General features: G+C 68.3%; 21 protein-coding genes and 1 tRNA gene. 13 read left to right on the top strand and 9 right to left on the bottom strand.

Annotation, left to right across the window (positions count from 1 at the left end; translation table 11 throughout):
* Window positions 1–91: 91 nt before the first annotated feature.
* Window positions 92–931, bottom strand: a complete 840-nt coding sequence (locus AC5P5M_RS01815) for a bifunctional transcriptional activator/DNA repair enzyme AdaA (RefSeq protein ID WP_065175524.1) — start codon at window positions 929–931, stop codon at window positions 92–94.
* Window positions 932–1063: 132 nt separating this feature from the next.
* On the opposite strand from AC5P5M_RS01815, the gene AC5P5M_RS01810 reads away from it, so the two are divergent.
* Complete coding sequence (locus AC5P5M_RS01810) at window positions 1064–1825, top strand: SDR family oxidoreductase (RefSeq protein ID WP_253119466.1); 762 nt, start codon at window positions 1064–1066, stop codon at window positions 1823–1825.
* 109 nt (window positions 1826–1934) lie between these two features.
* Entirely contained in the window at window positions 1935–2108 is a 174-nt protein-coding gene (locus AC5P5M_RS01805) for a hypothetical protein (RefSeq protein ID WP_180875536.1), read from the top strand.
* 188 nt (window positions 2109–2296) lie between these two features.
* On the opposite strand, the gene AC5P5M_RS01800 is transcribed toward AC5P5M_RS01805, so the two are convergent.
* A tRNA-Ala gene (locus tag AC5P5M_RS01800) sits at window positions 2297–2372 on the bottom strand.
* 252 nt (window positions 2373–2624) lie between these two features.
* Between AC5P5M_RS01800 and AC5P5M_RS01795 the strand changes: the two genes are divergently transcribed.
* Complete coding sequence (locus AC5P5M_RS01795; RefSeq protein WP_495205511.1) at window positions 2625–4919, top strand: TonB-dependent receptor; 2295 nt, start codon at window positions 2625–2627, stop codon at window positions 4917–4919.
* Between the two features lie 67 nt (window positions 4920–4986).
* On the opposite strand, the gene rnd is transcribed toward AC5P5M_RS01795, so the two are convergent.
* Entirely contained in the window at window positions 4987–6066 is a 1080-nt protein-coding gene (gene rnd / locus AC5P5M_RS01790; RefSeq protein ID WP_053520336.1) for a ribonuclease D, read from the bottom strand.
* 84 nt (window positions 6067–6150) lie between these two features.
* On the opposite strand from rnd, the gene AC5P5M_RS01785 reads away from it, so the two are divergent.
* Both AC5P5M_RS01785 and AC5P5M_RS01780 read left to right on the top strand, forming a co-directional pair.
* A complete protein-coding gene (locus tag AC5P5M_RS01785; RefSeq protein ID WP_193396128.1) occupies window positions 6151–8034 on the top strand; it encodes a formylglycine-generating enzyme family protein in 1884 nt (627 codons plus the stop codon).
* 86 nt (window positions 8035–8120) lie between these two features.
* Complete coding sequence (locus AC5P5M_RS01780) at window positions 8121–9017, top strand: M48 family metallopeptidase (protein WP_053520218.1); 897 nt, start codon at window positions 8121–8123, stop codon at window positions 9015–9017.
* A 34-nt stretch (window positions 9018–9051) separates the two neighbouring features.
* Here the strand turns inward: AC5P5M_RS01780 and xseA are convergent, their stop codons facing one another.
* Both xseA and queG read right to left on the bottom strand, forming a co-directional pair.
* A complete protein-coding gene (gene xseA / locus AC5P5M_RS01775; protein ID WP_164150597.1) occupies window positions 9052–10392 on the bottom strand; it encodes an exodeoxyribonuclease VII large subunit in 1341 nt (446 codons plus the stop codon).
* Between the two features lie 69 nt (window positions 10393–10461).
* Entirely contained in the window at window positions 10462–11538 is a 1077-nt protein-coding gene (gene queG, locus AC5P5M_RS01770) for a tRNA epoxyqueuosine(34) reductase QueG (RefSeq protein ID WP_164150595.1), read from the bottom strand.
* 23 nt (window positions 11539–11561) lie between these two features.
* Here queG and AC5P5M_RS01765 point away from each other — a divergent pair, with 23 nt between their 5' ends.
* The 6 genes from AC5P5M_RS01765 (at window position 11562) to AC5P5M_RS01740 (ending at window position 19075) form a co-directional block, all read left to right on the top strand.
* Complete coding sequence (locus tag AC5P5M_RS01765; protein WP_459040183.1) at window positions 11562–13046, top strand: NAD(P)H-hydrate dehydratase; 1485 nt, start codon at window positions 11562–11564, stop codon at window positions 13044–13046.
* Window positions 13043–13525, top strand: coding sequence for a tRNA (adenosine(37)-N6)-threonylcarbamoyltransferase complex ATPase subunit type 1 TsaE (gene tsaE, locus AC5P5M_RS01760; RefSeq protein ID WP_111186443.1), 483 nt, complete (start codon window positions 13043–13045; stop codon window positions 13523–13525). The genes AC5P5M_RS01765 and tsaE overlap by 4 nt, the downstream gene beginning before the upstream one ends.
* 82 nt (window positions 13526–13607) lie before the next feature.
* Window positions 13608–15158, top strand: coding sequence for an N-acetylmuramoyl-L-alanine amidase (locus AC5P5M_RS01755; protein WP_164150591.1), 1551 nt, complete (start codon window positions 13608–13610; stop codon window positions 15156–15158).
* 131 nt (window positions 15159–15289) lie between these two features.
* Window positions 15290–17185, top strand: a complete 1896-nt coding sequence (gene mutL / locus AC5P5M_RS01750) for a DNA mismatch repair endonuclease MutL (RefSeq protein ID WP_164150589.1) — start codon at window positions 15290–15292, stop codon at window positions 17183–17185.
* An 11-nt stretch (window positions 17186–17196) separates the two neighbouring features.
* A complete protein-coding gene (locus tag AC5P5M_RS01745) occupies window positions 17197–18126 on the top strand; it encodes a DUF1684 domain-containing protein (RefSeq protein ID WP_164150587.1) in 930 nt (309 codons plus the stop codon).
* Window position 18127: 1 nt separating this feature from the next.
* Window positions 18128–19075: a TraB/GumN family protein gene (locus AC5P5M_RS01740; RefSeq protein ID WP_495205510.1), complete on the top strand. Its 948-nt coding sequence runs from the start codon at window positions 18128–18130 to the stop codon at window positions 19073–19075.
* Between the two features lie 77 nt (window positions 19076–19152).
* Here AC5P5M_RS01740 and phaR read toward each other — a convergent pair whose 3' ends face one another.
* The 3 genes from phaR to gluQRS form a co-directional block, all read right to left on the bottom strand.
* Window positions 19153–19686, bottom strand: a complete 534-nt coding sequence (phaR, locus tag AC5P5M_RS01735; protein WP_065175511.1) for a polyhydroxyalkanoate synthesis repressor PhaR — start codon at window positions 19684–19686, stop codon at window positions 19153–19155.
* A 183-nt stretch (window positions 19687–19869) separates the two neighbouring features.
* Entirely contained in the window at window positions 19870–20610 is a 741-nt protein-coding gene (phbB, locus tag AC5P5M_RS01730) for an acetoacetyl-CoA reductase (protein ID WP_053520095.1), read from the bottom strand.
* Window positions 20611–20627: 17 nt separating this feature from the next.
* Window positions 20628–21548 (bottom strand): tRNA glutamyl-Q(34) synthetase GluQRS, encoded by a 921-nt coding sequence (gene gluQRS / locus AC5P5M_RS01725; protein WP_065181923.1) that lies wholly within the window; start codon window positions 21546–21548, stop codon window positions 20628–20630.
* Between the two features lie 93 nt (window positions 21549–21641).
* On the opposite strand from gluQRS, the gene htpX reads away from it, so the two are divergent.
* Window positions 21642–22508 (top strand): protease HtpX, encoded by an 867-nt coding sequence (htpX, locus tag AC5P5M_RS01720; RefSeq protein WP_053520093.1) that lies wholly within the window; start codon window positions 21642–21644, stop codon window positions 22506–22508.
* Window positions 22509–22987: 479 nt separating this feature from the next.
* On the opposite strand, the gene AC5P5M_RS01715 is transcribed toward htpX, so the two are convergent.
* Window positions 22988–23815 carry an inositol monophosphatase family protein gene (locus tag AC5P5M_RS01715; protein WP_053520092.1) on the bottom strand — a complete coding sequence of 276 codons (828 nt, stop codon included), beginning with the start codon at window positions 23813–23815 and terminating at the stop codon, window positions 22988–22990.
* A 119-nt stretch (window positions 23816–23934) separates the two neighbouring features.
* Here AC5P5M_RS01715 and AC5P5M_RS01710 point away from each other — a divergent pair, with 119 nt between their 5' ends.
* Window positions 23935–24705 (top strand): RNA methyltransferase, encoded by a 771-nt coding sequence (locus AC5P5M_RS01710; RefSeq protein ID WP_053520091.1) that lies wholly within the window; start codon window positions 23935–23937, stop codon window positions 24703–24705.
* The last annotated feature ends 12 nt before the right edge of the window (window positions 24706–24717 follow it).

The following is a 24717-nucleotide window of genomic DNA, read 5'->3' as shown; positions in this document are numbered from 1 at the left end:
GCCCTCGCCGGTGTCCGCAGGGCATGGCCCGGCGCTGCCACGGCGCGAGAGCCGGCCACGGTCGGCATCCACCGGTCCTGATGGGGCGGCATCAGCCGTTGGCGGCGTTCTCCCGGCGCAGCAGTTCGCGCTTGCGGGCCACACCCCAGGCATAGCCGGACAGATCGCCATCGCGGCGCACCACGCGATGGCATGGCACTGCCACCGCCAGTGGATTGCTGGCGCAGGCACGCGCGACCGCGCGGCTGGAGCGCGGTGCGCCGATGCGCGCGGCAATGTCGGCATACGATGCGGTCTGCCCTTGGGGAATCTGCTGCAGCGCCTGCCAGACGCGCTGCTGGAAGGCTGTGCCGCGGATGTCCAGTGGCAGTGTCGCGCCACGTGCCGGATCCTCGACCAGGCCGATCACCTGCGCCACCAGCTGCTCGTAGCCGCTGTCGGCGCCGACCAGCTCAGCCTGGCGGAAGCGTTGCTGCAACGACTGCAGCAGCGCTTCCGGATCGTCGCCGAGCAGGATCGCCACCACGCCGATGCTGCTGCTGGCCACCAGTACGCTGCCCAGCGAGCTTTCGGCGATGGCGAAATGGATCACCTCACCGCGTCCACCGCTGCGCCATTGCCGGGGCGTCATTCCCAGCAGGCGCGGCGCGTTCTCGTAGAAGCGGCCGCTGGAGCCGAAGCCGGCGTCGTGGAAGGCATCGGTGATGCGCGCCTGCTGTTGCAGTCCTGTGCGCAGCCGATCGGCACGCAGGGCCGCCGCATACTGCTTCGGGGTCAATCCGGTGGCCTGCTTGAACAGGCGATGCAGCCGGGTGGGGCTGCAGCCCGCCAGTTCGGCAAGCTCCTGCAGCGAGGGTTCGTCGAGACGGGCCTGCAGGTGGCGGCAGACGCGTTCGACGCGGGCATCGGTGGTTGCGATGGCAGTGTCCATGCGTCGATTCTGGCACGTGCCCCGCTGGCGGAAACTCCGTTTCCTGCACGCGCCGGCAGGGCCCGGAAACGGAGTGTCAACGGGGCAGGGGCGCGACATCGTAGGGTCCACTTCACTGCCTGGACCCCGAACATGCGCCTGCACGACAAGATCGCCCTCATCACCGGTGCCAGCGCCGGCATCGGCCGCGCCTGCGCGCTGCGTTTCGCCGCCGAGGGCGCAAGGCTGGTGCTCAACGCGCGGCAGCCGGAGCCGTTGCAGGCGCTGGCCGATCAGATCCGTGCTGCCGGCGGCGAGGCGGTGGTGCATGCCGCCGATGTCGCCGGGCCGGACACTGCACAGGTGCTGGTCGACCTGGCGAAGCGGGCCTTCGGAGGCCTGGACATCGCGATCAACAATGCCGGGATGCTGGGGCCGGGCGTGCCCGCTGCGGAGTTTCCGGTGGACGCCTGGAGGCAGGTGATGGCCACCAACCTCGATGCAGCCTTCCACGCCGCGCGTGCGCAGTTGCCAGCCCTGCTGGCGCGGGGCGGCGGCTCGCTGGTGTTCGTCGGCACCATCGTCGGCCATACCGTCGGCTTGCCCGGCATGGCCGCTTACGCCTCGAGCAAGGCCGGGCTGATCGGCCTGAGCCAGGTGATCGCCGCGGAGTACGGCGCACGGGGCGTGCGTTGCAACGTGCTGCTGCCCGGCGGCACCGACACCGAGATGGGCCGGCAGGCTGCGCCAGACGAGGATGCGCTGGACTTCGTACGGTCGCTGCACGCGCTCAAGCGCCTGGCCGGGCCGGAAGAGATCGCCAACGCTGCGCTGTTCCTGGCCAGCGATGAAGGCAGCTTCGTGACCGGTAGTGCGATGCGCGTGGACGGCGGGATATCCATCAATCGCACCTGAGCGGACGGCCGGCGGCTGCACATGGCGTTCGCGCCGGACTGACCCGTCCGTTACCCGGCGACCTCTAGCGTGGCACCAGCGCCGGCCTCCGCCGGCGGCGGAGCCACGCATGAGCAGACACGAAAAGGACACGCCCGATCCACGCCAGGGGGTGCAGGAAAGCCGCCAGGACCGGAAGCAGGACGACGTCGCCAAGCAGCGTCCGGGACAGCGCGACCAGCAGGTGCGTGACGCCCACTCGCGCGGTCCACGGCGCAAGGATGGCGGGCAGGAGCCTGCCTGAAGCGTCATTTCTTCAGGCGCCGTCGGCCCGGGCCAGCCGCTGCCCGATGCCGGGTGTGTCGCCACCGGGATCGGTCGTGCGCAGGTCGCGCGTCTCATCGGCCCGGTAGCCAGGGGCGTGCAACGAAAAAGGCCGGACCCTGGGTGTCAGGAGTTCCGGCCTTTTTCATGCCCTGGCGGGCATGTGGATGGTGGAGCCAAGGAGGATCGAACTCCTGACCTCGTCATTGCGAACGACGCGCTCTCCCAGCTGAGCTATGGCCCCGTAGTGCGGTGTCATTGTATCGCTGGCGGTCGGCCTTGCCAAGCGACGCGCGGCCGTGGCCATAGGCGACTGTGCCGAGTCCGCCGGCTTTCGTGCGATTCCGTTGCGCGAAACGAAATCGTAACAATTTGGAGGATAATCCCCAGTCTGCGCAGCAGTTCCCTTTCTCGCCGCCCGGCCCGCGCAGGCCGCCCGGACGTCTCCTCAGAGCTTTCGATGCCTTCCCATACCGATTCCCGCCGTCTGTCGGGCATGTCGTCTTCCCTCGTTTCCTTCCGTCGCCATCCGCTCGCGCTGGCCTGCGCAGGCCTGGCGCTGGTCGGCAGCTTCGGCGCCGCGGCGCAGGACAGTGCGCCGACCCCCACCGGGCTGGATACCATCACCGTGACCGCCGAACACCGTGAGCAGAACCTGCAGGAGGTGCCGGTGTCGGTGGGCGTCGTGCAGGGCGAGCGCATGCGCGACTTCACCGCCGGCGGCGACGACACCCTGCTGGCGCTGTCCGGCCGCGTGCCGAGCCTGTATGCGGAAACCACCACCGGTCGTATCTTCCCGCGCTTCTACATCCGCGGGCTGGGCAACATCGATTTCTATCTGGGTGCTTCCCAGCCGGTGTCGATCATCCAGGATGACGTGGTGCTGGAGCACGTGGTGCTCAAGTCCAATCCGGTCTACGACGTGGACCAGGTGGAAGTACTGCGCGGCCCGCAGGGTTCGCTGTTCGGCCGCAACACCACGGCCGGCATCGTCAAGTTCGACACGCTCAAGCCGACGCAGGACTACACCGGCCGCGTCAGCGCCAGCTACGCCAGTTACAACAGCGTGTCGATCGATGGCGGCTTTGGCGGTCCGATCAACGATGTCGCCTCGTTCCGCGTGTCGGCCCTGTACCAGCATCGCGACGACTATGTCGACAACACCTACAGCGGCCCGAGTGCGGATGGCACCGTCAGCCCGAAGAAGAACGCCATGGGCGGTTTCGATGACCGCAACGTCCGCGCCCAGCTGCTGCTGACGCCGAGCGAGCAGTTCTCGATCCTGGCCTCGGCACACGCGCGCGATTACGAAGGCACCTCGACCCTGTTCCTGCGCGGCGCGCTGACCAAGGGTTCCAACCGCACCGACGTGCCGCGCGACCAGGTCGCCTACGACGAAGCCGACAACAACCCGCAGGCCTACAAGACCTACGGTGGCTCGGTGAAGGCGCGCTATGATTTCGGCGCGATCGACTTCACTTCGATCACCGCGTATGAAACCACCTCCGGTTACAGCCGTGGCGATACCGATGGCGGTGCTGCGGTGAACTATCCGGTCAACGGCGTGCCCAACGGCTACGGCCAGTCGATGGGCCGGATCCGCGACCTGGACCAGTGGACCCAGGAATTCCGTCTGGCCAGCCATGACGACAGCGCGTTGCAGTGGCAGGCCGGCGCGTTCTATTTCAACGGCAGCGACACCACCGACTTCTACCAGCGTGCCTGGTTCCTGCAGGGCGCTGCGCGCAATCCGAACAACTGGGTACGCCTGCGCAACAAGAACACCTCCTGGGCCGGTTTCGGCCAGCTCAGCTACGCCTTCACCGACAGGTTCACGGTGACCGCCGGCCTGCGCCAGACCCGCGACGAGAAGCACACCCGGCTGCTGAAGACCGCCGACACCGCTGCCGGGGTGGTGACCTACAAGGGCCGCACCGACGTCAGGATGTCCGATACCACGCCCAGCTGGGACCTGAGTGCGATGTACCAGATCACGCCGGACGTCAGCGTCTATGCGAAGGTGGCGCGCGGCTTCCGTGGGCCCACCATCCAGGGCCGTTCGGCGGTGTTCAATGCCGACTTCACCACCGCCGACTCGGAGACCATCCTGTCCTGGGAGGCCGGCGTGAAGAGCAGCCTGTGGGACAACCGCCTGCGCCTGAACGCCACCGCGTTCACCTACACCGTCAACGATATCCAGCTCAACGGTAACGATTCGGACGGCAACGGCGTGCTGTTCAACGCAGACAAGGCCAAGGCGTATGGTTTCGAAGCAGACATGGAACTGCGTCCGGTTCCCAACCTGACCCTGAGCGCCGGTGTCAGCCTGCTGCACAGCGAAATCAAGGACAAGCGCGTGTACGCGCAGGTCTGCGGCCTGAATGGCCAGGTGGTGTGCACGGTGGATGATCCGACCATCAAGGTGGGTGCGAACACCTTCGCGCAGATCGACGGCAACCCGTTGCCGAACGCACCGAAGTACAACGTCAACCTGGCCGCACGCTACGATTTCCCGGTCAGCGACGCGGCCACGATGTTCGTGTCCACTGACTGGAACAAGCAGGGCTATACCAGCTTCGTGCTGTATGACAGCAAGGAGTTCAACTCCAAGGGGGACTTCGAGGGCGGCCTGAAGATCGGTTACTCCGGCAACTACGGCGCCTATGAAGTCGCGCTGTTCGCACGCAACATCACCAACGAGAAGAATCTCAAGGGCGTGATCGAGAACTACATGGCCGCGGTGTACAACGAGCCGCGTACCGTGGGTGTGTCGCTGAACATGAACTGGTAATCGAACGGTTGCGGGAAGGGGCGGCCCGGTGATCCTGGCCGCCCCTTCCCGTTGCTGCAGCGGGTTGTCAGCGCACCGGCAACAATGGCTGCAGGCGCGATTCCAGCGCCTGCTGGCGCCATCCGGCCAGCGCCGACGGCCACTGGCGGTGCTCCAGGTAGCTTTCCAGGTGCTTGCGCGAGGCCAGTACGCCGTCCGCCAGGCCCAGCTCGCGGCTGCATTCGGCCACGGCGTCCTGCATTTTCTTCAGCGTCTTCTTGCTGCTGTCGGTGGGCTGGGTGGCCAGCGGCGCGTCCTGCTCATCGGCCAGCGGAGTGTCCAGGGCCTGCCACACGGCGGCTGTCAGCTTGCGCGGCGCCTTCGGGAACGGCTCGAACAGCTTGGCGAGCGCGTCGACATCGGCCGGTGGCGAGCGCGCCAGCAGGGCGGCAAGTTCGTTGTCCAGGATCCAGCTGCGCGGCCGGTCGCTCTGGCGTGCCTGCACATCGCGCCAGCGCAGCAGGCGCAGCAGGCGTCGCTGTGCCTCGGCATCGAGGAACTGGGCCGAGCGCATGGACAGGTGCGGCCAGCGGTCCTCATCGTTGGCGACGCTGGCCAACAGGCGTTCAGCGTCGTCGTGCAGCCACTGCTGGCGTCCCATCGCCTGCAGTCTCGCGTCGATCGCGTCATGCAGCGCGAACAGGTGCTCGACGTCATCGGCGGCATACTGCAGCTGCGACTCGGAGAGCGGGCGGCGCATCCAGTCCGAGCGGGTCTCGCCCTTGGCCAGGGTCACGCCGGTGATCTCCTGCACCAGCTTCTGGTAGCCCATGCCGGCACCGATGCCGGCCAGCGCCGCGCCGATCTGGGTATCGAACAGCGGTCGTGGCAGCACGCCGCAGGTCCATTTGAAGGCCACCAGATCCTCGCTGGCGCTGTGCATCACCTTGATGATCGACGTATCGGTCAGCCAGGGGGCCAGTGCTTCGGGCATGCCGGGAATCAGCGGATCGATCAGCAGGATGTCCTCGCCGACCGCCATCTGCACCAGCGCCAGTTGCGGCCAGAAGGTGCGTTCACGGATGAATTCGGTGTCCAGACCGATGCGGGTGGGACGCTGCTGGTAGTACGCATCCAGCTCGGCGGGGGTGGTGATCCAGATTGCCACGGGTCAGGGCCTGCTACTCGGGTTTGCTCAGGCAGGGGAGAATAGCCTAACGTCGGTCCGCGTCCGTGCCGAAGGAGGCTCTGCTTGCGTTTTCCGCTGTCGTCCGCGCTGTGCGCCAGCCTGGCCCTGGCTCTGGTCGCCTGCACCCCGTCACCGCCGACACCGGCAGGCAAGGCCGGCGAGGGTTCCGGCCAGGCGGCATCGCCGCCGGCGCCGGAGGATCGGCCGGCGGTGCAGGGCAGCGTGACCATCGCCGGTCAGGATGCCGCCGAAGACGTGCAGCAGTGGACGCCGCCCCGTGTCGATCGGGAGGGGCGCAGCCTGGCGCAGCTGCGCAGGGCCGCCGAGCAGGCGTTTGCCCAGGATCGGCTGTACGAGGATGGCGATGCCGCCATCCCGCTGTGGCTGGCGGTGCAGGAGGAGGTGCCTGACGACCGCCAGGCCCGTGCTGGCCTGCAGCGTGCCCGCCAGCGCCTGCTGCAGCAGACCGATGCCTTGCTGGTGCGGCCGCTGCAGCAGCGCGAGGCGCTGGCCGAAGCGGGACGCCAGGCGCTGGTGTTGCTGACCCTGGCCCCTGACGATGAAAAGGTGCGTGCCCTGCAGGCGCGGGTGGAGATCGCGCAACGCGTGGTGGCCTACAACCGGGCCGGCGAGGAGGACCTGCGCGCGGACCGGATCGGCGAGGACGGTGACGGCGCGATCGGCAGTTTCCGCGAGGCGTTGGCGCTTGACGAGGGCAACCGCCGCGCACGCCAGGGCCTTGCTGCGGCGGAGAGCGGCCTGATCCGGCGTGCCGAGGAGGCCGCCCGCCGCCGTGACTTCGCCAGTGCCGGCACCTGGCTGGCCGAAGCCAGCAAGGTCCGTGATTCCTCGCCGACCATCGCCGACGCCTTCGAACGCATCGAGCAGATCCGGGCCAACACCCTGGCGCAGCTGCGCGACGAGGGCCTGCGCGACCTGGCGACGCCGCAGGGCCTGAAACCTGCACGCGAGAAGCTGGCCGAAGCACTGCGCATCGCGCTGCCCGGCGACGCGGTCGTGGCGCAGCTGCGCGAGCGCATCGATCTGGCAACCCATTACGGCAGCTTCCGTCCCGGCCAGGTGTTCAGCGACGCGATGCGCGATGGCGGGCGTGGCCCGCAGATGGTGGTGGTGCCGCATGGCGGCTTCCAGATGGGTGCAGGGGATGCCGAGCCCGGCGCCACCGATGCCGAGCGCCCTTCGCATTACGTGCGGTTTGACCGCGGTTTCGCGATGGCCATCACCGAGGTGACCGTCAGCGATTTCGAGCGCTACGTCAAAGCCACCAATGCCCGCCCACGCGCGACCCGTCGCGGTCATTCGGTGGTCTATGACGAGCGCAGCGGCAACTTCATCCGCCGCAGCGGTGTCGACTGGCGCTCGGATTACGACGGCGCGCGCGCGCTGGGCAACGCGCCTGTGATGCATGTGAGCGTGCGCGACGCGGAAAACTATGCCGCGTGGCTGTCCGAGCAGACCGGCTACAGCTACCGGCTGCCCAGCGAGGCCGAGTTCGAGTATGCGCTGCGCGCCGGCAGCAGCGGCCGTTATCCCTGGGGGGATACAGGCACGCCCCCGCCGGGCAGCGGCAACTTCACCGGCAGCAAGGATGTCTCGCCGTCTGGCCGGCATTGGCACAACGCGTTCATCGGCTATGGCGATGGCTGGTGGGGCCCGGCGCCGGTGGCGAACTTCCGGGCCAACGCGTTCGGCCTGCACGACATGGCCGGCAATCTCAGCGAATGGGTGGCCGACTGCTGGCATTCCAGCTACCGGCGTGCGCCCTCCGACGGCGTGGCCTGGTTCAACCCGGGTTGTCGGGCGCGGGTGATCCGCGGAGGCAACTGGGCGAACTCTCCCGAGCAGACCCGGGCGGCCTGGCGGCAGTCGCAGGACTCGGACACCACCAATGCCCGCATCGGGTTCCGCCTGGTACGCGGCATCTGAGCGGCCGGCTTCACCCGGCGCGGGCTCCGGCACACTAAGATTGCGCCGTGCCCGCCGGCCGGCGGGGCCAGCCGGAAGACCACCGCATGCGCAACGACCCATTTTCCCGCTCGCCGCAGGGCCCGCAGCGGCGTGGCCTGTTCGGCAACATCCGCTGGTGGGTACTGCTGCTGGCGGCGGGTTACGCGGCCTTTTACTGGTTTTCGAACCGGACGGTCGATCCCTATACCGGCGAGAAGGTCATGATCGACAGCAGCCTGGATGCCCAGCAGGAAACCGCGCTGGGCCTGCAGGCCTACCAGCAGATCCTGGCGCAGGAGCGGCCACTGGACCCGAACGCGCAGATCTCGCGTGACGTGCGTGCGATTGCCGAGCGGTTGATCGCCAAGGTCGATGTGGTGGAGACCGCATTGGCGCGGGAGCATGGCGTGGAGCCGGCCCATTTCGCGCGCAGCTTCCAGTGGGAGGTGAACGTGATCCCCTCCGAGCAGGCCAACGCCTTCTGCCTGCCGGGCGGGAAGATGGCGGTCTATACCGGTCTGGTGCCGGTGGCGCGGACCAAGGATGCGATGGCGGTGGTGATGGGGCATGAGATCGCCCATGCGCTGCTGCGCCATGGAGCGCAGCGCATGGCACAGCAGAAGCTGACCCAGATCGGGCAGATGGCCGGGGCTGCCAGTGGCATGGATGCGCAGCAGCAGCAGATGGTGATGTCGGCGATGGGTTATGGCTATCTGCTGCCCTACGCACGCAGCCACGAGACCCAGGCCGATGAGGTGGGGCTGATGCTGGCTGCGGCTGCCTGTTTCGATCCGCGCGAAGCGGTGCCGCTGTGGCAGCGGATGGGCCAGGCCAGTGGTGGTCAGTCGCCGCCGGAGTTTGCCTCCACCCATCCCAACCCAGGAACCCGGATCCAGAATCTGCAGGCCCTGATGCCGAAGGCGCTGGAGTACCGGAAGCAGTTCTGCGAGGCGGCCAGGTAGGAAGGCGCACGCCGGGCTGCGCCTTGGCCCCCGCTTACCTGACCGAGGTGACCTGCACGTCGATGACGCCGTCGCCCACGCGTGCCTGCAGTGCGTCGCCGGGCTGGACCTGTTCAACCTGTCGTACCAGTGCACCATCATCGGCACGGGTCACGATGCTGTAACCGCGTGCCACCGTGGCCAATGGACTGACCGCTTCCAGGGACCGGGCCAGGCCGCGCAGGCGCAGCGCATCGCGTTGCAGCAGCCGCTGCATCGCTGCATGGGGGCGTCCGCGCAGGGCCGACAGGCGACGCTGCATCGCGTCCAGCTGGCGCTGCGGATGATGGCCACGCAGCACCGCGGCAGCATGGCGCAGGCGCGCGGCACGGCGCTCCTGCTGCTGGTTGAACGCCGCGTGCAGCCGCCGGCCCAGCTCCAGCTGACGGCGCCGCAACAGGTCCAGCCGGGCCTGTGGACTCTGCGCATTCAATCGCAACAGCGCACGGTCGGCGCGCTGCATGGCCTGTCCTACCGCGTGGCGCTGCAGCTGTGCCAGCCGCGCGGCATAGCGGCGCAGGCGCAGGGCCAGGTCACGCTGGTCGGGGACCAGCAGCTCGGCCGCCACCGAAGGTGTCGGCGCGCGCAGGTCAGCGGCAAAATCACTCAGGCTGAAGTCGGTCTCGTGGCCGACGGCCGACACGACCGGCGTATCGCTGGCGGCGATCGCGCGCGCCAGCGCTTCGTCGTTGAACGCCCATAGATCTTCCAGTGAACCGCCGCCGCGGGTCAGCAGGATCACGTCGTAGCGACCACTGGCATCGGCTGCCTGCAGCAGGCGGGTGATCTGCGCGGCGGCGCTGGAGCCCTGCACCAGGGTCGGCAGCAGGTCCACCTCCAGCAGCGGGAAACGACGGCCCAGTACGCTCAGCACATCGCGCACGGCGGCGCCGGTTGGCGAGGTGATCACCGCCAGCCGCCGCACATGCGCGGGCAGTGCCCGCTTGCGTGCAGGATCGAACAGGCCTTCGGCGTCCAAGCGCGCCTTCAGCTCCTCGAACGCCCGCCGCAGCGCGCCTTCACCGGCTTCCTCCATGTGGTCGAGCACCATCTGGTACTCGCCGCGTGCGTCGTACAGGGTCACCCGGCCACGCACCAGCACGCGCATGCCCTCGCGCGGTACGAACTTCAGGTACTGCGCCTTCATCCGGAACATCGCCGCACGCAGCTGTGCCCGTGCGTCCTTCAGGGTGAAGTACAGGTGCCCGGACGCAGGGCGGGCCACGCTGCCCAGTTCGGCTTCGACCCAGATCGCCGGGAAGCTGCCCTCCAGCAGATCGCGTGCCAGCGTGTTGAGCTGGCTGGGAGTGAGAATGTCGTTGTTGCGTGGCTGCATGGGTACGGCGCGCTGCGGGTGGAGCGGGCACTCAGGATCGCACGTTGGCGCGCGCCGGGCACGCCCGGCTCAGGTCGTGCGGTGCTGTGCCAGCGCCCACTGCACGTGCTCGCGCACCAGCGGCGAGGGATCATCGATGCGGGTCTGCAGTGCGGCCAGGGTCTGCGGTGCTGTCGGCGCGTTGCCCAGTGCCACGGCGATGTTGCGCAGCCAGCGCTCATGGCCGCTGCGACGGATCGGGCTGCCTTCGGTGCGGCGCAGGAATTCCGCCTCGTCCCAGGCGAACAGCTGATCCAGGCGCGCGGTGTCCAGGTTGTTGCGTGCGCGGAAATCGGCTTCATCGGTGCGCTTGGCAAACTTGTTCCACGGGCAGACCAGCTGGCAGTCGTCGCAGCCGTAGATGCGATTGCCGATCAGCGGCCGCATGTCCTCGGGGATCGCGCCGTCATGCTCGATGGTCAGATAGGAAATGCAGCGGCGCGCATCCAGCCGCTGCGGGCTGGTGATGGCGCGCGTGGGGCAGATGTCGATGCAGCGCGTGCAGGTGCCGCAGTGCGCAGTGGCGGGCGCGTCGACCGGCAACGGCAGGTCGATGTAGATCTCGCCGATGAAGAACCATGAGCCTCCCTGGCGATCGATCAGGCAGGTGTGCTTGCCGATCCAGCCGAGCCCGGCGTTGCGGGCCAGGGCCCGTTCCAGCACCGGTGCCGAATCGACGAAAACGCGGTAGCCCAGTGGCGCGACTTCATCGTTGATCCGCGCAGCGAGCTTCTGCAGGCGGTTGCGCATCAGCTTGTGGTAGTCGCGCCCCAGCGCGTAGCGCGCCACGTAGGCGCGGCCGGGATCGGCCAGGGTCGCCCAGGCTTCGGTATCGTCGCGGTGGCTGTAGTCCATGCCCACGGAAATGACCCGCACCGTGCCCGGCAGCAGTTCGGCCGGGCGTGCGCGCAGCGTGCCGTGGCGTGCCATCCAGTCCATGGTCCCGTACAGGCCCTGGCCCAGCCAGTCGGCCAGGTGTGCCTCGTCCTCGCCCAGCTCGATGCCGGCAATGCCGCAGCGCTGGAAACCGTGTGCACGGGCCAGTTCGCGGATGCGCTGCACGGCCTGGACCGGGTCGGCTGGGGCAGGGGCGGGGACGGAGGACATGTGCACCAGTATAAAATCCCGGCATGCCCGATCTCTCTCTTCTGTTCGACACCGCTGCTGCGCGCGCGCTGGATGCCCGCGCGTCGGTGCTTGCCGGTGATGGTGGCTGGAGCCTGATGGCGCAGGCTGGCCTGGCGGGCTGGCAGTGCCTGCTGCAGCAATGGCCGGATGCCCGCAGTCTCTATGTGGTGGCTGGCGCCGGTAACAACGGCGGCGATGGCTACGTACTGGCGACCCATGCGCTGCAGGCGGGCCGCCAGGTGCAGGTGATCACCCTGCCGGGCAGGCTGCCCGCCACGCCGCTGGCGCAGCAGGCGGCGGCGGCATTCGCTGCCGCCGGCGGCAGCAGCATCGAATTCGACGGCCAGCTGCCGGTCGCCGACGTCGGCGTGGATGCGCTGTTCGGTCTCGGCCTGGATCGGGCCCCGGCCGGCATGGCGAAGGCGCTGATCGAAGCACTCAACGCCTCTCCGGCGCCGGTGCTGGCACTGGATGTACCCAGCGGTGTCGATGCCGATCAGGGCGGCGTTCCCGGCGTTGCGGTGCGCGCGGCGGTCACCCTGCAGTTCATTGTCTGCCACCGGGGCCTGTACACCGGCGACGCGCTGGATCATGTCGGCCAGCGTCGGCTGGCGCCGTTGGACCTGCCGGAGGCGGCGCGGGAAGGCATCGCAGCCAGCGCGGAACGCTGGGTCGGCGACCGTCTGCGGGCGCTGCTGCCGCCGCGCCGGGCCAATACCCACAAGGGCGAGTCCGGGCATGTGCTGTGTGTGGGCGGCAACCGCGGCAGTGGCGGCGCAGCGGTGATGGCGGCCGAGGCCGCACTGCGTGCCGGTGCTGGACTGCTCAGTGTCGGCACCCGTCGTGAGCATGTGGGGGCGATGCTTGCGCGCCTGCCCGAGGCGATGGCGCATGCGCTGGAAGATGGCGCGGCGTTGCCTGCGCTGCTGGACCGCGCACGGGTCGTTGCGATCGGGCCGGGCCTTGGCCAGGACGACTGGGCGCGTGCGCTGCATGCCAGCGTGCTCGCCTGCGGGCGTCCGCTGGTGATCGACGCCGATGCCCTGAATCTGCTGGCGCAGAACCCGCACGCGGTGCCTGATGCCATCCTGACGCCGCATCCGGGAGAGGCTGCACGCCTGCTGGGCTGCAGTACCGCCGAGGTGCAGGCCGATCGCTTCGGCAGCGCGCAGGCGCTGGCCGAGCGCTATCACGCCACGGTGGTGCTGAAGGGTGCCGGCAGTGTAGTCGCGGCACCTGCGCGGCTGCCGCGGCTGATCGCGGCCGGCAATCCGGGCATGGCGGTCGGTGGCATGGGAGATCTGCTGACCGGCGTCATTGCTGGACTGCGCGCGCAGGGATTGGACGCATTCGATGCCGCAGCAGGCGGCGCCCTGCTGCACGCGCTTGCCGGCGACGCCGCTGCCATCGACGGCGCGCGTGGTCTGCTTCCCACCGACCTGCTGGCGCCCCTGCGGCGGCTGGCCAATCCGGAACGCTCCCCATGAACGAATTCTTCCTTGCCGACAGCGATGCCACCGAACGTCTCGGGCAGTGGCTGGCGGCCACGCGACCGCCGCAGGCGTTGATCGAGCTGCGCGGCGACCTCGGCGCCGGCAAATCCACCACCGCGCGTGCGCTGCTGCGTGCGCTGGGCGTGCAGGGTGCGATCCGCAGCCCGACCTACACCCTGGTCGAGCGCTATCCGCTGGCCAGTGGCGGCGAGGCGTGGCATCTGGACCTGTACCGCATCGGCCAGGCCGGGGAACTGGATTTCCTGGGCCTGGACGAGGGCAGTGCGGTGCTGTGGCTGGTCGAGTGGCCGGAACGGGGGGCGGGCGCATTGCCGCCGACGGACCTGGTCGTGGCGCTGGAGATCGAGGGCCAGGGGCGCCGGGCGCGTCTCAGTGGGCTCAGCGACGCTGGCCGGGAATGGCTGCAGCGGCTGGCCGAAGGTGGAGACTTGCGGCCTGTTTCTGTCGCCTGACGAGAACAAAGATCGGCAGGTTACGGATTATTAAGGAAAAAGGTATTGCATTCCGTTCAGCGCGGTGATTGAATCCTGAGCCATGCGCCTGGGGAACCGTCTCATCGCCATCTGTGCCGCCGTCGGACTGGGTCTGGCGAGCCTCAGTGCGTGGGCGGGTGAAGTCCGTCAGGTACAGCTGAATACAGGCTCCACCGGCACCCGCGCGGAAATCTCGCTGGTCGGCAGTGGCGGCTACAAGACGCTGTCACTGGCCAACCCGAACCGGCTGGTGGTCGATTTCCCGGATTCCACTGCCGTGCGCAACCTGAAGATGCCCGCTGCGCAGGGCGTGGTGACGGCAGTGCGCACCGGACAACCGGTTCCGGGCACCTTCCGTGTTGTTTTCGATCTTGCGGAATCCGTGGCGCCGTTCCGCCCGCAGATGCAGCGCGAAGGAGAGGCGTCAAAGCTGGTGATCGAATGGCCGGGTGACAGCCCGGGCGTGGCCGCTGCGGCGCCGGCGCCGGCTCCGGCTCCGGTTGCCACGACCACGCAGACGACGGCACCCAGCATGCAGACGCGCAGCGACGCCGCCCGCGCTACCGCGTTGTTGACCGCGCAGGTGCAGCAGCAGGCCAGTGCCACGGCTGCCGCCCCGGCCGCGCCCACGCCGGCGCCGTCCACCGCGCCCGTGCAGGTGGCCGCTGCGGGCACCAGCGCCAGCAGCACCCCGCCGGCATCGTCGCCCGCGGCGATCCTGGCCGGCCAGCGCACCGCTGCGGTGGTGAGCAATCCGCCAGCCCCGGCACCGGTACCGGCATCGCCGCCGCCCGAACCGCCGCGTCCGGCGATGCCCAGCGACGCTTCGCGCATCCGTATGCAGCCTGGCATGCGGCACCTGGTGGTGGCGATCGATCCCGGCCACGGCGGACAGGATCCGGGCGCGATCGGACCCACCGGCAAGCGCGAGAAAGACGTTACCCTGGCGGTGGCGCGTGAGCTGGCCCGTCAGGTCAATGCCACGCCGGGCCTGAAAGCCTATCTGACCCGCGACAGCGACGTGTTCATCCCGCTGCCGATGCGCGCACAGAAGGCCCGCGCGAACAAGGCTGACATCTTCATCTCGATTCATGCGGACGCCGCCGAGAACCGCTCGGCGACCGGTTCATCGGTGTACGTGCTGTCCACCAAGGGTGCCTCGTCGCAGCGTGCGCGCTGGCTGGCGGACAAGGAAAACGCCGCCGATCTGGTCGGTGGTGTGCGCCTGCAGCAGACTGAAGGCACGCTGGCCAACGTTCTGCTCGATCTGGCGCAGAGCGGTTACATGAAAGCGTCCGAAGATGCGGCCGGCCACGTACTGGGTGGACTGAAGCGGATCGGCAACAACCACAAGCCAAACATCGAGCGGGCCAACTTCGCGGTGCTGCGCACCTCGGACATGCCGGCGATGCTGGTGGAAACCGCCTTCATCTCCAATCCGGACGAGGAGCGCCGCCTGATCGACCCGGGCTACCAGCGCAAGATCGCCGGTGCGGTGCTCGATGGCGTGCACACGTTCTTCAGCCGGCAGCCGCCGCCGGGGACGCTCTACGCGGCCCGCGCACAGGCCGAGATCGACGCGGCTGCCACCATGGCCGGCGGCAGCAAGTAGGCCGCACCCTGTTGGACCGGCCATGCCTGGGGCGTGGCGCATCATCGGCATCGCACAGGTGATCCGGCTCGACTCTCCACGCGGTACCTCCGCTATCATCGGCGCATGAAGTCTGCTGCCTACCTTGCCCCATGAGCGCGCCCGGCCCGCGCCCGATCCGGCCCCTGCCGGACATCCTGATCAACCAGATCGCCGCCGGCGAGGTGGTCGAGCGCCCCGCGTCAGTGGTCAAGGAACTGGTCGAGAATGCGATCGATGCCGGCGCCAGCCGTGTCGACATCGACCTGGAAGAAGGCGGCGTGCGCCTGATCCGCATCCGCGACAACGGCAGTGGCATCGCAGCGGAGCAGCTGCCATTGGCCGTCTCGCGGCACGCCACCAGCAAGATCGCCAACCTGGACGATCTGGAGTCGGTGGCCACGCTCGGGTTCCGCGGCGAAGCGCTGCCATCGATCGCGTCGGTCAGTCGTTTCACCCTGGCGTCGCGCCGCGCAGATGACGAGCACGGTTCCGCGCTGCAGATCGATGGCGGCAAGATCGGCGAGGTCACGCCGCGCGCGCACGCACCGGGTACCACGGTGGAAGTGCGCGAGCTGTTCTACAACGTGCCCGCGCGACGCAAGTTCCTGCGCGCCGAGCGCACCGAACTGGGGCACATCGAAGAATGGCTGCGCTCGCTGGCGCTGGCGCGGCCGGACGTCGAGCTGCGGGTCTCGCACAATGGCAAGGCATCACGCCGCTACAAGCCGGGTGACCTGTATTCGGACGCGCGGCTGTCCGAGACACTGGGCGATGATTTCGCGCTGCAGGCGGTGCGCGTGGACCACAGCGGCGCGGGCCTGCGCCTGCACGGCTGGATCGCGCAGCCGCATTATTCGCGGGCCAGTACCGACCAGCAGTACCTGTACGTCAACGGCCGTTCGGTGCGCGACCGCAGCGTTGCCCACGCGGTGAAGATGGCCTACGGCGATGTGCTGTTCCATGGCCGGCAACCGGCCTACGTGCTGTTCCTGGAACTCGACCCCACGCGCGTCGACGTCAACGTGCATCCGGCCAAGCACGAAGTGCGTTTCCGTGATGCGCGGCTGGTCCATGATTTCGTCTACCGCACGCTGAAGGACGCGCTGGCCGATACCCGAGCCGGCGTGTCGGCGCAGGAGATCGGTGCAGGTGCCGGGCAGGCAGCGGAAGCGGGGGCAGCAGCGGCGGCATCGACCGTGGGCGCGTCCGGATTCGGTCTGGTCCGTGGTCCTGCTCCGGGGGCGGGCGGCGGTGGCGGATATCAGGGATGGCGCCCGCAGCAGCCGCTGGGCCTGCAGGTTGCCGATGCGCCGGCCGCCTACGCCGCGCTCTATGCCACGCCTGCTGCAGGCGAAGGCGACACCGCGCAGCCTGCGATGCAGAGCGGAAACGGCCTGCCGGACACCCGTGCAGACGCGGGCGTGCCGCCCCTGGGGTATGCGATCGCGCAGCTGCATGGCATCTACATCCTGGCCGAGAATGCCGAAGGCCTGATCGTGGTCGACATGCACGCGGCGCACGAACGCATCGGCTACGAGCGGCTGAAGAACGCGCACGATGGTATCGGCCTGCAGTCGCAGCCGTTGCTCGTGCCGATCACGCTGGCAGTGGGCGAACGCGAAGCGGATACCGCAGAGAGCGAGGCCGCGACGCTGGCCGCGCTTGGTTTCGAGGTGACGCGGGCCGGCCCGGGCTCGCTGCATGTGCGCAGCATTCCCGCGCTGCTGGCCCACGCCGAGCCGGAGGGGCTGCTGCGCGATGTGCTGACCGACCTGCGTGAGCACGGCCAGAGCCGCCGCGTAGCGAGCGCGCGCGATGAACTGCTGTCGACCATGGCCTGCCATGGCGCTGTGCGTGCCAATCGCCGGCTGACGGTGCCGGAAATGAACGCCCTGCTGCGCGACATGGAGATCACCGAGCGATCCGGCCAGTGCAACCACGGCCGGCCGACCTGGGCCCGTTTTTCGCTGGCGGAGATCGACCGCTGGTTCCTGCGCGGACGTTGAGGGGAGCATCGATGGCGTATCGGGGAATGGGCGGCCTGCTGGCTGTCTTGTTGCTGGCAGCCTGCAGTCCGGTGCCGCCGCCGGCGCCTGCGGTGGTGGAAGACCCGGCATACGCCGCAGCGCAGCAGCAATGGCGCGTGGCGCGTTATCAGGATCTGACGCGGCCTGATGGCTGGACGGCGCTGGTCGGGCTGCACTGGCTGCAGAACAGCTCGCACTTCGTTGGCAGCGGTGCCACCAATGGCATCCGCCTGGCAGTGGGGCCGGGCAAGCTCGGCCTGCTGCGGCGCGAGGGCCGGCAATGGTGGTTCACGCCGGAAGCCGGGGCGGAGCTCACTCACAATGGCCAGCCGGTGAGGGGGCGCATCCGCATGGATACCGACAAGGATCCGCAGCCCACCCTGCTTGCCTTCGACGGTGGCAAGGGCCAGCTCAGCCTGATCCGGCGTGGTCCGCGCGATGCGCTGAGGGTCAAGCATGCCGACGCGCCTGCACGCCGGGATTTCGCCGGCCTGCAGTACTGGCCGGGAGGTCCCGACTGGCAGGTGCAGGCGCGCTTCGTTGCGCACGCACCGGGCAAGACCTTGCCGATCGTCGACATCACCGGACTGACCACCGACATGCCCAATGCCGGTGCCGTCGAGTTCGAGCGTGATGGCCGGACCTGGCGGCTGGAGGCGATCGGTGCCCCCGGCGAGCCCCTGTTCCTGATCTTCGCGGACCGCACCAGCGGCCGCGGCAGCTATCCCGCTGGCCGCTATCTGGATACCGGCGCCCCCGGCGCCGATGGCCGCGTGCTCATCGATTTCAACCACGCCTACAACCCGCCCTGCGCGTTCACGCCCTACGCGACCTGTCCGTTGGCACCGCCGGAGAACCGGCTGGACCTTCGCGTGGACGCGGGCGAAAAGGCCTACCACCTGCCTGAAGGAGAAGGCTGACATGCTGATCAGACACCTGTTACACGCCGCCCTGTTGCTGCTGGCCTGCGCGGTGGCGCCACTGGCGCAGGCCCGCAACGCGCCGGCCGCTGAAGGTGCGTCGGTCAAGCCGCCGGTACCGCTGCTGTGGAAGGTCACCGGCCCCGGCGATTCACGGCTGTATCTGCTGGGCTCGTTCCATCTGTTGAAGCCGCAGGACTATCCGCTGTCGGCCGACGTGGAGCAGGCCTTCGGGGCCTCGCAGCGCGTGTTGTTCGAACTCTCACCGGAAGACATGCAGTCGCCGCAGCTGGCCAGCCGCATGGTGCAGGCCGCCGTGCGCACCGACGGCAGCGAACTGAAGCGTGATCTCGATGCAGCGACCTGGCAGAAGCTGCAGGCCTTCGCCACCGCGAACAAGCTGCCGCTGGCGCAGATGCAGGGCATGAAACCCTGGTTTGTCGGTCTGAGCATTTCAGTGGGGCAGATGCAGAAGATGGGCCTGGACCCGGCCCTCGGTCTGGACCGTCACTTCATGGAGCGCGCACAGGCGACCGGGCGCAGCACCGGTGGTCTGGAGGACATCGATACGCAGATCGGCATGCTTGATGGGATGTCGGTGCAGGAGCAGCGGCAGATGCTGTCCGAAGCCCTCGATCAGGCCGACAAGGGTGATGAACAGGCGCGCATGCTGCACGACGCATGGCGCCGCGGTGACGAGCGCCTGCTGTGGACGAAAATGGCTGCCGAGATGCGCCAGCAGTATCCGCAGCTGTATCAGCGCATCAATACCGGCCGCAATGATGCCTGGGTGCCGAAGCTGGTGCCCTATCTGCAGGCGGGGCAGGGTGGCACGCTGGTGGTGGTTGGCACGCTGCATCTGCTCGGCAGCGATGGCGTGGTCGAGAAGCTCAGGGCGGAGGGCTACAAGGTCGAGCGCGTCTGCACGGCGTGCAAGGCGAAGCGCTGACGTCTGCCTGCGGATGACCCGCAGACGAAAACGGCGCGCCAGTGGCGCGCCGTTTTCATGTCAGTCCCTGCCGTGGCTCAGCGGCGGGTCTTGCCGCCGGTGCCGGTGCCCGGTTCGTTCGGCTTGCTGCCGGTTCCGGTTCCCGGGCCGGTTCCGCCGGGGCGGGGGCCGCCGAAGCCGGTGCCCATGCTGCGCTGAAATTCCTGCCACAGCTCCAGGTTGCGTTCGGTCAGCTGGTTCATCATCGCCCACGGCGTCTGGCCCAGCAGGTTGCCCATCTGCTGGCGGAACTGCTGCTGCTGGTCCAGGAACACCTGCATGCTGCGTTCCAGGTAGTTGCCCATGAATCCCTGCAGGGAGTCGCCGTAGAAGCGGATCAGCTGGCTCAGCAACTGGGTGGAGAGCATCGGCTCGCCGTCCTGCTCCTGGTCGGCGATGATCTGCAGCAGGACCGAACGGGTAAGGTCGTCACCGCTCTTGGCGTCGCGGACCTCGAAGTCTTCACCGTCCAGTATCAGCTGGCGGACGTCCTCGATGGTGATGTAGCTGGAAATCTCGGTGTCGTAGAGACGGCGGTTCGGATACTTCTTGATGATGCGGGTCGCAGCCATGAAGCGGTCACTCGTCACAGTAGACGCGCAGCATGGCGCAGTGCAGCAGCCGTTGCAACCGCCCCAGCCCCCGCCAGGCTTGGCTTTCACGGCGGATCATGTTGCGCAACAAGGGTTTGCGTGCTGCGCAGCATGACCGCAGGCAGGTGCGGTCCGGCACACGACCGGCCGCGCCCGCGCGGATCACCAGCCCATGTGGTGGCCGCCGTTGATGTCCAGGTTGCTGCCGGTGATCCACGAGGCCTCCTCGGCCACCAGGAAGGACACGCCGTAGGCGATCTCCTCCGGCTTGCCCAGGCGCCCGGTCGGAATGTCGGCGATGATCTTGGCCCGCACTTCCTCCGGCACGGCCATGACCATGTCCGTGGCGACGTAGCCCGGCGAAATGGTGTTGACGGTGATGCCGAAGCCCGCGTTCTCGCGCGCCAGTGAGATGGTGAAGCCGTGCATGCCGGCCTTGGCGGCGGCGTAGTTGGCCTGGCCGTACTGGCCCTTCAGACCGTTGATCGAGCTGATCTGGATGACCCGGCCCCAGCCGCGGCGACGCATGCCTTCGATGACCGGGCGGGTGACGTTGAACACCGAGTTGAGGTTGGTGTTGATCACGTCATGCCACTGGTCCGCACGCATCCGGTGGAAGGTCGTATCGCGGGTGATGCCGGCGTTGTTGACCAGGATTTCGACCGGGCCCAGTTCGTTTTCGACGGCGCGCACCAGCGCTTCGGCACTGTCCGGATCGGACACGTCGCCGGCGAAGATGGACACGTTGAAGCCGCGTTCGGTCATCGCCTGCTGCCAGGCGCGGGCCTTGGTTTCATCGCGATAGTTGGTGGCGACCCGGTGGCCCTGGTCGGCCAGGCGTTGGCAGATGGCGGTACCGATGCCGCCGGTTCCGCCGGTGACCAGTGCGACGCGAGATGTCATGGAATGCAGTCCGGGTTTCAGGTGGGGGAAGGGGGATTCTGCAACATCGGCGCGGAAAGTGCGCCCGTCGGCAACAGGATGTCCGTGCGTGGCAGGCGGGCCGGATCGAATGCCTGCCGGGCCGCCGCGAGCAGGTCGTGCAGATCGTCGTGACCCTCGAGTGCGGCGGGCGACTGGCCGAGCAGGCCCCACAACTGACGCAGCACCGGCACCGGGCGGGCGCTGTCGACCGGCAGCGCGGCCAGCGACTTGGACAGCTTGTGCCCGGGCGCGTCCAGCAGCAGGGGCAGGTGCCAGTATCGCGGCACTGCCAGTCCGAGTGCCTGCTGCAGCAGGATCTGCCGCGCGGTCGAGTCGAGCAGGTCGGCGCCGCGCACCACGTCGGTGACGCCCTGCGCGGCATCGTCGACCACCACCGCCAGCTGGTAGGCCCAGCACCCGTCGGCGCGGCGCAGCACGAAATCACCCACCTCGGCGTGGACGTCCTGCACCTGACGGCCGCGCAGGCCATCGTCGAACTGCACCACGCTGCCGGCCGGTACGCGGAAGCGGACGGCAGGGTCCGGTCGGGGCTGCCGCGCGACGCAGCGATGGTGGATGCCCCCCCGGGCTGCCAGTTCGCTGCGGCTGCAGTGGCAGATGAAGGCCAGCCCGCTGGCCAGCAGCCTGTCCAGAGCCTGCTGGTAAGCATCGCCACGTTCGCTCTGCCACAGCACCGGACCATCGTGGGCCAGGCCGAATGCCGCCAGTGCCTGCAACTGCGCGTGCGCAGCCCCGGGCACGGTGCGTGGGGGATCGATGTCCTCGATGCGCAGCCGCCACAGGCCATGGTGATGGCGCGCGAGCAGCCAGCTGCCGAATGCAGCCAGCAGGGAGCCGGGGTGTAGCAGGCCGGTAGGCGAGGGCGCGAAGCGCCCGCAGGAAAGGGGGGAGGTCATGCTGGCTGAATCGTCGGTCAGGTTGGTGCTTGAATTCAAGCTGACCGCACCGCAAATTGGCGGATATCGACCCCTTCCGAGCCGGAATTTCCCATGTTTACCCGCATCGCACTCTTTCTAGCCACCAACTTTGCAGTGCTGATCCTGGCCGGCATCGTGATGTCGCTGCTGGGGGTCAATCCGAACCAGATGAGCGGCCTGCTGGTGATGGCTGCGATTTTCGGCTTCGGCGGTTCCTTCATTTCGCTGCTGCTGTCCAAGTGGATGGCCAAGCGCTCCACCGGCGCGGTGGTGATCACCGAGCCACGCAACCAGACCGAGCGCTGGCTACTGGCCACCGTCGAGCGACAGGCCAAGGCGGCAGGCATCGGCATGCCCGAAGTGGCGGTCTACGATGGCCCGGAGATCAACGCATTCGCCACCGGCGCCAACCGCAACAACGCGCTGGTGGCGGTGTCCACCGGTCTGCTGCAGAACATGAGCGAAGACGAGGCCGAAGCCGTATTGGGCCACGAGATCGCCCACGTGGCGAATGGTGACATGATCACCATGGCGCTGCTGCAGGGTGTGTTGAACACCTTCGTGATCGTGCTGGCGCGCGTGGTCGGCGGCGTCATCGACAGCGCGCTGTCGGGCAACCGCGAAGGCGGCGGCCGCGGGTTCGCCTACTACATCATCGTGTTCGTGCTGGAGATGGTGTTCGGCCTGTTCGCGACCATGATCTCGATGTGGTTCTCGCGCCATCGCGAGTTCCGCGCCGATGCCGGTGGCGCCTCGCTGGCGGGTCGCCAGAAGATGATCGCCGCGCTGGAGCGCCTGCAGCTCAACCACGGCCAGAGCACGCTGCCGACCCAGATCGCCGCCTTCGGCATCGCCGGTTCGACCGCGAAGAAGCTGTTCATGAGCCATCCGCCGCTGGAAGAGCGCATCGCCGCGCTGCGGGCCTCGACGGTGGTGTAAGCCTCCGCTTGCAACGCACTGCTACAGGAACGCCCGGCCCCGTGCCGGGCGTTTCTGTTTGCGCGTCGGCAGCATCGACGCGTGCCCGCAGGATCGTTTCCGCGACTGCGGAGGGGTGTCACTTTCAAGGTCGAAGGCGAAGCGGCCGCTTCGCTCGCCGGGCATGGCCCGGCGCTACCCGTCATCGTCGTGCAGCTGTGGTTCTTGACCTTGGGTCCGCCTTGAGCGAGCCGAGCACCGCAGGTCCGGCGAGGGCGAAGAGGTGCGGGTGTCTGAGCGCAGCGAGTTCCCGCACCGTCCCTCGACGGACCGAGGAGCGAAGGGAACCGGCGTGCACAGCACGTCGGCTCGCGTCCTGGCGGCGTGTTTCTTTGGTTACTTTCTTTGCACGAGCAAAGAAAGTGACAAGCACGATCACTGCGGATACGAAAACGGCACCTTCACAGGTGCCGTCTCCATGAACCGCTTTACAGGGACGCTCAGAACTTCGCGTCGAACTCGGCCGCATAGCCCGTGTTGACCAGCACCTTCTGCAGCGACTCGGCCACCTTCAGGTTGCCCGCCACCACCTGCTGGGTTTCCGGACCGCGGTTGTCCATGCGTGCAAGCGGTGCTCCCTTGAAGTCGCACACCTTGCCACCGGCCTCACGCACCAGCAGCACGCCGGCCGCGATGTCCCAGGCCTTCACCCCGGCCTCGAAGTAGGCGTCGGCGCGACCGCAGGCGACATAGGCCAGGTCCAGCGCAGCGGAACCGGTACGGCGGATGTCCTCGGCCTGCACCAGCAGGGCATCGACCGCCTTCAACTGGGCGCCGGCACGGGCGCGCTCGCGCGGAGCGAAGCCGGTCTGGATCATGGTGCCGCCCAGGTCCTTGCGATCCGCCACGCGGATGCGACGGTCGTTCAGCACGGCGCCCGCGCCACGGCTGGCGGTGAACAGCTCGTTGCGCAGCGGATCGAAGATGACCGCGTCGGTCGGCTCGCCGTTCTCGACCAGGGCGATCGATACACAGTAGTGGGGCACGCCGCGCAGGTAGTTGCTGGTGCCGTCCAGCGGATCGATGACCCACATGTGGCGATGTTCGCCCTGCACGCCGCCTTCCTCGCCAAACACGCCGTACTCGGGATACGCGCGCTTGAGCTCCTTGACGATGACCTTTTCCGCGTCCGCATCGACTTCGCTGGCGTAGTCCATCCGCCCCTTCTGCACCACGTTCAGTGCCTCGAGCTTGTTGATGTTGCGCAACAGGACGTTGCCGGCGAGGCGGGCGGCCTTGACCATGACGGTGACGGCGGGTTTCTGCATGGCGTGGGCTCCCGGAAAGGCAGAAGGGTAGGACTGGCGGGGGAAAAGAGCGGGTCCGGCGCAGTGGCCGGCCGCACAGTTTACCATTGGTCATCGTCCAGCTCGACCTTTCCCTGTTCATGTCCCAGTTCCCCGCCGCCACCCGCCTCCGATTCGTCCTGGTCGGAACCCAGCATCCCGGCAACATGGGCGCCGCCGCCCGCGCCCTGAAGACCATGGGCCTGGCCCGCCTGGTACTGGTGGCCCCGGAAAAACCGCTGGACGAGGAGGCATTCCGCCGCTCGGCCGGCGCCGAGGACGTGCTCGGCGATGCGCCCGTGGTGGCCACCCTGGCCGAGGCCGTCGCCGACTGCCGTCTGGTGCTGGGGTGTACGGCCCGCGCACGCCGGGTCCAGCTGGAGGAGTACCTGCCCGCCGACGCAGCGGCCCGTGCGGTCGCCAAGGCCGGTGAGGGTGCCGAGGTGGCGCTGGTGTTTGGCCGGGAACGGACCGGCCTGACCAACGAGGAGCTGCAGCTGTGCCACGCGGCGGTGCACATTCCGTCCGATCCGGCGTTCAGTTCGCTCAACCTCGCCGCCGCCGTGCAGGTGTTGGCCTACGAGGTGCGCATGCAGCTGCTCGGCGCCCAGCCTGCCGTTGGCGCCGAACCGGGCTTTCGTGAGCAGGTGGCCAGCCACGAACAGATGGAGAGCTTCTTCGCCCAGCTTGGCGACACCCTGGACGAGATCGATTTCCACAAGGGCCGTGCGCCGGAGTCGGCGATGCGCAAGCTGCGCCGCCTGTTCCTGCGCAGCGAGCCGAGCGAGCAGGAAGTGCGGTTGCTGCGCGGCATCCTGGCCGATGCCCAGCGCATGGCGCGTCTGGCCAAGCCGGGCAGTCACAACGGCTGACGACGTTCTCAT

The sequence above is a fragment of the Stenotrophomonas sp. YJH_SMC_106-19 genome (assembly GCF_059368375.1).
The sequence above is the reverse complement of the archived record's forward strand: the minus strand, read 5'-3'. Positions and strand labels throughout refer to the sequence as shown.

Excerpts from the sequence above, each read along its gene's own strand:
- AC5P5M_RS01815 (WP_065175524.1), bottom strand. The coding sequence starts at position 931 with ATGGACACTGCCATCGCAACCACCGATGCCCGCGTCGAACGCGTCTGC.
- AC5P5M_RS01810 (WP_253119466.1), top strand. The coding sequence starts at position 1,064 with ATGCGCCTGCACGACAAGATCGCCCTCATCACCGGTGCCAGCGCCGGC.
- AC5P5M_RS01805 (WP_180875536.1), top strand. The coding sequence starts at position 1,935 with ATGAGCAGACACGAAAAGGACACGCCCGATCCACGCCAGGGGGTGCAG.
- AC5P5M_RS01795 (WP_495205511.1), top strand. The coding sequence starts at position 2,625 with ATGTCGTCTTCCCTCGTTTCCTTCCGTCGCCATCCGCTCGCGCTGGCC.
- AC5P5M_RS01780 (WP_053520218.1), top strand. The coding sequence starts at position 8,121 with ATGCGCAACGACCCATTTTCCCGCTCGCCGCAGGGCCCGCAGCGGCGT.
- xseA (WP_164150597.1), bottom strand. The coding sequence starts at position 10,392 with ATGCAGCCACGCAACAACGACATTCTCACTCCCAGCCAGCTCAACACG.
- queG (WP_164150595.1), bottom strand. The coding sequence starts at position 11,538 with ATGTCCTCCGTCCCCGCCCCTGCCCCAGCCGACCCGGTCCAGGCCGTG.
- AC5P5M_RS01765 (WP_459040183.1), top strand. The coding sequence starts at position 11,562 with ATGCCCGATCTCTCTCTTCTGTTCGACACCGCTGCTGCGCGCGCGCTG.
- tsaE (WP_111186443.1), top strand. The coding sequence starts at position 13,043 with ATGAACGAATTCTTCCTTGCCGACAGCGATGCCACCGAACGTCTCGGG.
- AC5P5M_RS01755 (WP_164150591.1), top strand. The coding sequence starts at position 13,608 with ATGCGCCTGGGGAACCGTCTCATCGCCATCTGTGCCGCCGTCGGACTG.
- mutL (WP_164150589.1), top strand. The coding sequence starts at position 15,290 with ATGAGCGCGCCCGGCCCGCGCCCGATCCGGCCCCTGCCGGACATCCTG.
- AC5P5M_RS01745 (WP_164150587.1), top strand. The coding sequence starts at position 17,197 with ATGGCGTATCGGGGAATGGGCGGCCTGCTGGCTGTCTTGTTGCTGGCA.
- AC5P5M_RS01740 (WP_495205510.1), top strand. The coding sequence starts at position 18,128 with ATGCTGATCAGACACCTGTTACACGCCGCCCTGTTGCTGCTGGCCTGC.
- phaR (WP_065175511.1), bottom strand. The coding sequence starts at position 19,686 with ATGGCTGCGACCCGCATCATCAAGAAGTATCCGAACCGCCGTCTCTAC.
- phbB (WP_053520095.1), bottom strand. The coding sequence starts at position 20,610 with ATGACATCTCGCGTCGCACTGGTCACCGGCGGAACCGGCGGCATCGGT.
- gluQRS (WP_065181923.1), bottom strand. The coding sequence starts at position 21,548 with ATGACCTCCCCCCTTTCCTGCGGGCGCTTCGCGCCCTCGCCTACCGGC.
- htpX (WP_053520093.1), top strand. The coding sequence starts at position 21,642 with ATGTTTACCCGCATCGCACTCTTTCTAGCCACCAACTTTGCAGTGCTG.
- AC5P5M_RS01715 (WP_053520092.1), bottom strand. The coding sequence starts at position 23,815 with ATGCAGAAACCCGCCGTCACCGTCATGGTCAAGGCCGCCCGCCTCGCC.
- AC5P5M_RS01710 (WP_053520091.1), top strand. The coding sequence starts at position 23,935 with ATGTCCCAGTTCCCCGCCGCCACCCGCCTCCGATTCGTCCTGGTCGGA.